The following is a 6,217-nucleotide window of genomic DNA, read 5'->3' on the forward strand; positions in this document are numbered from 1 at the left end:
TTCACAGATTTACCTTAATGCCCCTGCTGCGGGGAGTGCTTGGTCATTTACTTTCTTTCTGCGATTTTTGACGATAAGCTGCCGTAAAAAAAGGCAAACGATATGATGAAAAAAAAGATGGTACCCAATCGATACTCATACAGTTCAAATAAAAGAATGATGGCAAAAAGGAACCAATTATTAATTCGAGCATTTTCAGGTTCATTCAGCTCCAATGGGCTGATTCATCATTTTTGCCCCTTTTCCAAATTATTATAAGGGGAAATTTACATTTTTCCAAAAAAAGGGGGCATCGTTATTGAGAAAAAGGGACCCCTTCAATACGGAGTCCCATCTGCCCATCCTTACATATTTCTGCGATATTGCCCGCCTACATCATATAGCGCACGGGTTATCTGGCCAAGGCTAGCCACTTTCACACAATTCATGAGCTCGGCAAAAATATTGTCACCATTCATGGCCGCAGCCTTCAGCCTGGTTAGCGCTTCATCAGTGAACTGCTTATTTCTTTCCTGAAATGCTCGCAAGTTTTTGATTTGCCCTTCCTTTTCTTCCTTTGTTGCACGGGCAATTTCCATGCTGTTGACGGCATCCTCGGAAGGAGGATTTGGATTCAGGTACGTATTGACCCCGATGATCGGCAATTCCCCGGTATGCTTTTTCATTTCATAATGCATGGATTCATCCTGGATTTTGCCCCGCTGGTACTGCGTCTCCATAGCGCCAAGAACGCCGCCTCGATCATTGATGCGATCGAACTCCTGAAGGACTGCCTCCTCAACCATATCCGTCAATTCCTCGACAATGAAGGAACCGGAAATCGGATTTTCATTCTTTGAAAGCCCATGCTCCTTCGTAATGATCATTTGAATGGCCATGGCACGGCGTACAGATTCTTCGGTAGGCGTCGTGATGGCTTCATCATAAGCATTCGTATGCAGGGAGTTACAGTTGTCCTGTAAGGCCATCAAAGCCTGAAGTGTCGTTCTGATATCATTGAAATCTATTTCTTGCGCATGAAGGGAGCGGCCTGATGTTTGTATATGGTATTTCAGCTTCTGGCTCCTGTCATTCGCACCATATTTATCCTTCATGACCGTCGCCCAAATCCTTCTTGCCACCCTTCCGATGACCGTATATTCAGCATCGAGCCCATTCGAGAAGAAGAACGACAAATTCGGGGCGAAATCATCGATATTCATTCCGCGACTCAAGTAATATTCGATGTACGTAAAGCCATTCGCCAAAGTGAAGGCCAGTTGTGAAATCGGATTGGCCCCTGCTTCGGCAATGTGATAACCGGATATGGATACAGAATAGTAATTCCTGACTCTATGATCGATGAAATAGGCTTGGATATCCCCCATTAGCCTTAATGCAAATTCCGTGGAGAAGATGCATGTATTCTGGCCTTGGTCCTCTTTCAGGATGTCCGCTTGAACTGTTCCGCGTACCGTCTGAAGAGTGAAGGCCTGCACTTCCTGTACCTCCATATCCGTAAGCGGTCGGCCGAGCTCTTCCACCTTTCGCTGGATCTGTTGTTCGATTGCCGTGTTCATGAACATGGCCAATATGATCGGTGCCGGCCCATTGATGGTCATGGATACAGATGTTGATGGGTGGCAAAGATCAAAACCTGCATACAGTTTTTTCATGTCATCCAACGTACAAATGCTGACGCCGCTTTCCCCTACCTTGCCATAGATATCTGGGCGATGATCAGGATCCTCGCCATATAATGTTACGGAATCGAAAGCCGTACTAAGCCGTTTAGCATGATCATCCTTGGATAGATAATGAAATCGGCGGTTGGTCCGGTCCGGGGATCCCTCACCGGCGAATTGCCGTTTTGGATCTTCCCCTTCACGCTTGAATGGAAAGACTCCAGCTGTATACGGGAAGAAGCCCGGAACATTTTCACGGGATATCCACGCTAAAATCTCACCATAATCAACAAATTTAGGCAGGGACACTCTCGGGATCATTAAACCCGATAAGCTTTTCGTTTTTAGCTTCGTGACGATTTTTTTATCCCTGATCGCCGTTACAAACTGCTCCCCTGCATATTTTTCTTTTAACTCGCTCCATCCCGAGAGCGATTTTTTCGATTCGGGGGATAACTTGGCAGCCGTTTCTTTTTTCAAATCTTCCAAAGGCGCAAGGATTTCTTTGTTGTTATCATTTTCCTTTACCGCCTCAATCGCACCCTCAAGCTGGAAAAGCCTGCGGGCGATGCGGACTTGCTCCGCCGAGCGTTTATGATACGTCCTGACCGTATCGCTTATTTCCCGCAAATAATAACGGCGGTCATTCGGAATGATGACATTTTGCTTGTAAACATCCGCTTCCTTCGAAAAGGCAGTGCTCCATTCCGTCCCTGCTTTTTCATTAAGCTTTTCTATCAGGGCAGCGAATACTGCATTTGTCCCCGGGTCATTGAATTGGGAGGCGATCGTGCCATAAACCGGCATTTCCGATGGATCTTGATCGAAAAGGGTCCTGCTACGTTGATATTGTTTTTGAACTTGGTTTTTTGCATCCTCAGAGCCTTTGCGCTCATATTTGTTAATGACGATCAAGTCTGCATAATCGATCATATCGATCTTTTCCAGCTGGGAGGGGGCGCCGAACTCACTTGTCATCACATACATGGAAACATCACAAATCTCGGCAACTTCTGCATCGCCCTGGCCAATTCCGCTCGTTTCGACGATGATTAGATCGAAGCCAGCTGCCTTCACGACGGATATGGCATCTTTAATCGCCAAGGACAGCTCACTTTTCGAATGACGCGTGGCCAGGCTCCGCATATATACACGCTCTGAAAAAATCGCGTTCATCCTGATCCTGTCGCCCAGCAAGGCACCGCCCGTTTTTTGTTTTGTCGGATCGACGGACAGTATGGCGATTTTCTTATCCTTGATTTCGTTAAGGAAACGCCGGATCAATTCATCGGTCAGTGAACTTTTACCCGCGCCGCCCGTTCCTGTAATCCCTAGAACAGGCACCTTCCTTTCAGACGTCTTGATTTGTTCGAATAGGCTCTCCACTGCTGCGGCTGCTTCATCCGTAGCCTCAAGCCTGCCTTCAGCGAAAGTGATATATTGGGCAATCGCATTCGTCCCGCCTGCGATCAGTTCATCAAAGCGTTCCTGCAAAGAAGGTTTGACCGTGGAGAAGTCACATTCCTCCATCAATACATTTATCATGCCTTGGAGGCCGTATTCCCGCCCTTCATCAGGGGAGAAGATACGGGCTATCCCGTATTCATGCAGCTCCTTGATTTCCCTCGGAATGATGACCCCGCCACCTCCGGCAAAAATCCGAATATGCTCGGCTCCCCTTTCCTTCAACAGGTCATACATATATTTAAAATATTCTACATGGCCCCCTTGGTAGGATGACATGGCGATGCCTTGAACATCTTCCTGTATGGCTGCATTCACGATCTCCTCAACAGATCGATTATGACCTAGATGAATGACCTCTGCCCCGCTCGACTGCAGGATCCTTCTCATGATGTTGATCGATGCGTCATGGCCATCGAATAAACTCGAAGCTGTCACGAATCTGATATGGTTTTTCGGTCTATACACTTCAACGGTACTCATATAGCTCCTCCTTATTGAAACGACTTGATATCAGCACTTTTATGAAATGATACATTTTGAATCAATAATTGCGTCTGCACATCGATGTACTCTTGAAGCGTATACTCTTTATGCAAAGCCCATCTTCTAAAACTCCACATCTGTCCCTGGACAAAGATGTTATGCGAAAGAAGGCTGATTTGTTTTTCCGTCAGCAAAAGTTCCCCGTTCTCAACACATTTCGTTATGACCTTTTCGAACATGCCCACCATCCGGATTTCTTTGTTCAACACGTAAGGCAGGGCATCCTTCGTCAACGCCTTCACTTCTTGATACATCACCAGCACCTCGTCCTGCATATCATCCATCACTTTATAAAAATAGGCGATCGTCATCTTCAAACTATCAAGTGTCCCATCACTCTGATCGATTTCTTTTTGAAGCTTTTCCTGAACTTCATCGTAAATAAAGTCACAAACGAGATATAAAATATCTTCCTTGGTTCGGATATACTCGTATAACGTACCAATACTAAAGCCAGCCGCTTTGGCAATTTCCCTGGTAGTCGTCCGATGGAATCCCTTTTCCTTAAAAAGGGTCACCGCCCCTTTGATCATTTGGGTACGTCTTTTTTCCACCAGCCGCTCATCCTTCACAGACGCAAGTACTTCTCTTTTTTCCATTTTCAAACCCCTTTTATGAAGCGAATCATATACCCAACAAAGACATTCTCCAATAAATTGAAAAGGGCATTCCGTCAAGGCGGTGCCTCAAGCGGAAAACCTCATTTTCAACTCTATTTCGTAACCATCCTTGAAATGACCAGCTTCTGAATCTCCTGTGTACCTTCGTAGATCTGGGTTATTTTCGCATCGCGCATATACCGTTCTACTGGATAATCCTTTGTATAGCCATAACCCCCAAAAACCTGTACGGCTTCCGTCGTTACTTTCATGGCTGTATCACCAGCGAATAGTTTCGACATGGCCGACTCTTTTCCATATGGTAGACCCACGGATTCCAACCAGGCAGCCTGGTAGGTTAATAATCTTGATGCTTCAACCCCGGTTGCCATATCCGCCAGTTTAAAACCGATTCCTTGCTGTGCAGAGATGGGCTTGCCGAATTGGACGCGCTCTTTTGCATAATTGACCGCGGCATCCAATGCACCCTGGGCAATGCCTACAGCTTGGGCGGCTATTCCGTTACGGCCCCCATCAAGCGTCATCATCGCGATTTTAAAGCCCTCCCCTTCCTTGCCAAGCAGGTTTGCCTTTGGCACCCGGCATTCATCAAAAATGATTTCCGTTGTCGGTGATGAACGGATTCCCAGCTTCTTCTCTTTTTTACCAACACTGAAACCCGGGAAGTCACTTTCGATGATGAAAGCACTCGTTCCTTTTTGCTTCGATTCGGGATCTGTCAAAGCAAAGACAACGTAGGTATCTGCAATTCCGCCGTTCGTTATGAAAATTTTCGAGCCGTTGATGATATATTCATCACCAACAAGCTTCGCGGTCGTTCTCATGCCGCCTGCGTCGGATCCTGAGCTAGGCTCAGTCAGGCCATACGCGCCGATTTTTTCACCCTGTGCCATCGGCCGAAGGTATTTTTGCTTTTGTTCCTCGGATCCGAATTTGTAGATTGGCCAGCCTGCAAGAGATGTATGGGCTGATAACGTAACCCCAGTGGAAGCACAGACACGGGAAAGTTCTTCGATTGCAATGCAATACGCCAAGTAGTCGCTCCCGATTCCCCCGTATTCCTCTGGCCACGGAATTCCCGTCAAACCAAGTTCGGCCATTTTATCAAAAATTTCACGGTCAAATCGTTCTTCTTCATCCCTCTCGGCAGCCGTAGGAGCCACTTCATTCTGCGCAAAATCGCGCACCATTTTTCTGATCATTTCATGTTCTTCGGTCAATTTAAACTGCATGATATTCTTCCCCTGCCCTTTTCGATGTATTTAAAGATTCTTATTGATGACCATTCTTTGGATTTCACTGGTGCCTTCATATATTTCCGTTACCTTTGCATCCCTGAAATAGCGTTCGACCGGATATTCCGTCGTATATCCATAACCTCCGAATACTTGGACAGCTTCTATCGCCACCTCGACAGCCGTCCTCGAAGCGAATAGCTTAGCCATCGCTGCCTCCTTGCCGCACTTCAACCCCTCTGAGCGTAAAAACGCCGCCCGGTAGACAAGTAATCTGGAAGCTTCTATGCCTGTGGCCATTTCCGCCAGCTTGAAGCCAATCCCTTGCTGCGATGCAATCGGTTTGTTGAACTGCACCCTGTCCTTTGCATATTGGACGGCATGTTCCATGGCACCCTCAGCAATTCCCAGCGCCTGGGACGCAATCCCGATCCTGCCGGCATCCAGGTTGGCCATCGCGATCTTGAAGCCTTCACCTTCTTTGCCAAGCAGATTGCCCTCAGGCACTTTCATATCTTCGAAGGTCACCTGCACGGTGCTCGAGCCATGAAGCCCCATTTTACGCTCGTCTTTACCGATGATTAAGCCAGGCGTCCCCTTTTCGACGATGAAGGCAGAGATTCCCTTGCTGCCGGCCTTGGGATCGGTCGAGGCAAAAACGATAAACACATCCGCCTCACCGCCATTC

The 6,217-nt window shown here is 47.1% G+C and carries 4 protein-coding genes; all 4 read right to left on the minus strand.

Going from position 1 to position 6,217, the window contains the following annotated elements:
- Nucleotides 1–344 precede the first annotated feature (344 nt).
- Nucleotides 345–3,611 (minus strand): fused isobutyryl-CoA mutase/GTPase IcmF, encoded by a 3,267-nt coding sequence (icmF, locus tag CVN76_RS10695; RefSeq protein WP_100531232.1) that lies wholly within the window; start codon nucleotides 3,609–3,611, stop codon nucleotides 345–347.
- A gap of 11 nt (nucleotides 3,612–3,622) precedes the next feature.
- Nucleotides 3,623–4,273, minus strand: a complete 651-nt coding sequence (locus CVN76_RS10700) for a TetR/AcrR family transcriptional regulator (RefSeq protein WP_061141302.1) — start codon at nucleotides 4,271–4,273, stop codon at nucleotides 3,623–3,625.
- Nucleotides 4,274–4,386: 113 nt separating this feature from the next.
- A complete protein-coding gene (locus CVN76_RS10705; protein WP_061141303.1) occupies nucleotides 4,387–5,526 on the minus strand; it encodes an acyl-CoA dehydrogenase in 1,140 nt (379 codons plus the stop codon).
- A 30-nt stretch (nucleotides 5,527–5,556) separates the two neighbouring features.
- A partial coding sequence (locus CVN76_RS10710; protein WP_198512534.1) for an acyl-CoA dehydrogenase family protein occupies nucleotides 5,557–6,217 on the minus strand: 661 nt, incomplete at its 5' end.

Source organism: Bacillus sp. mrc49, assembly GCF_002803435.1.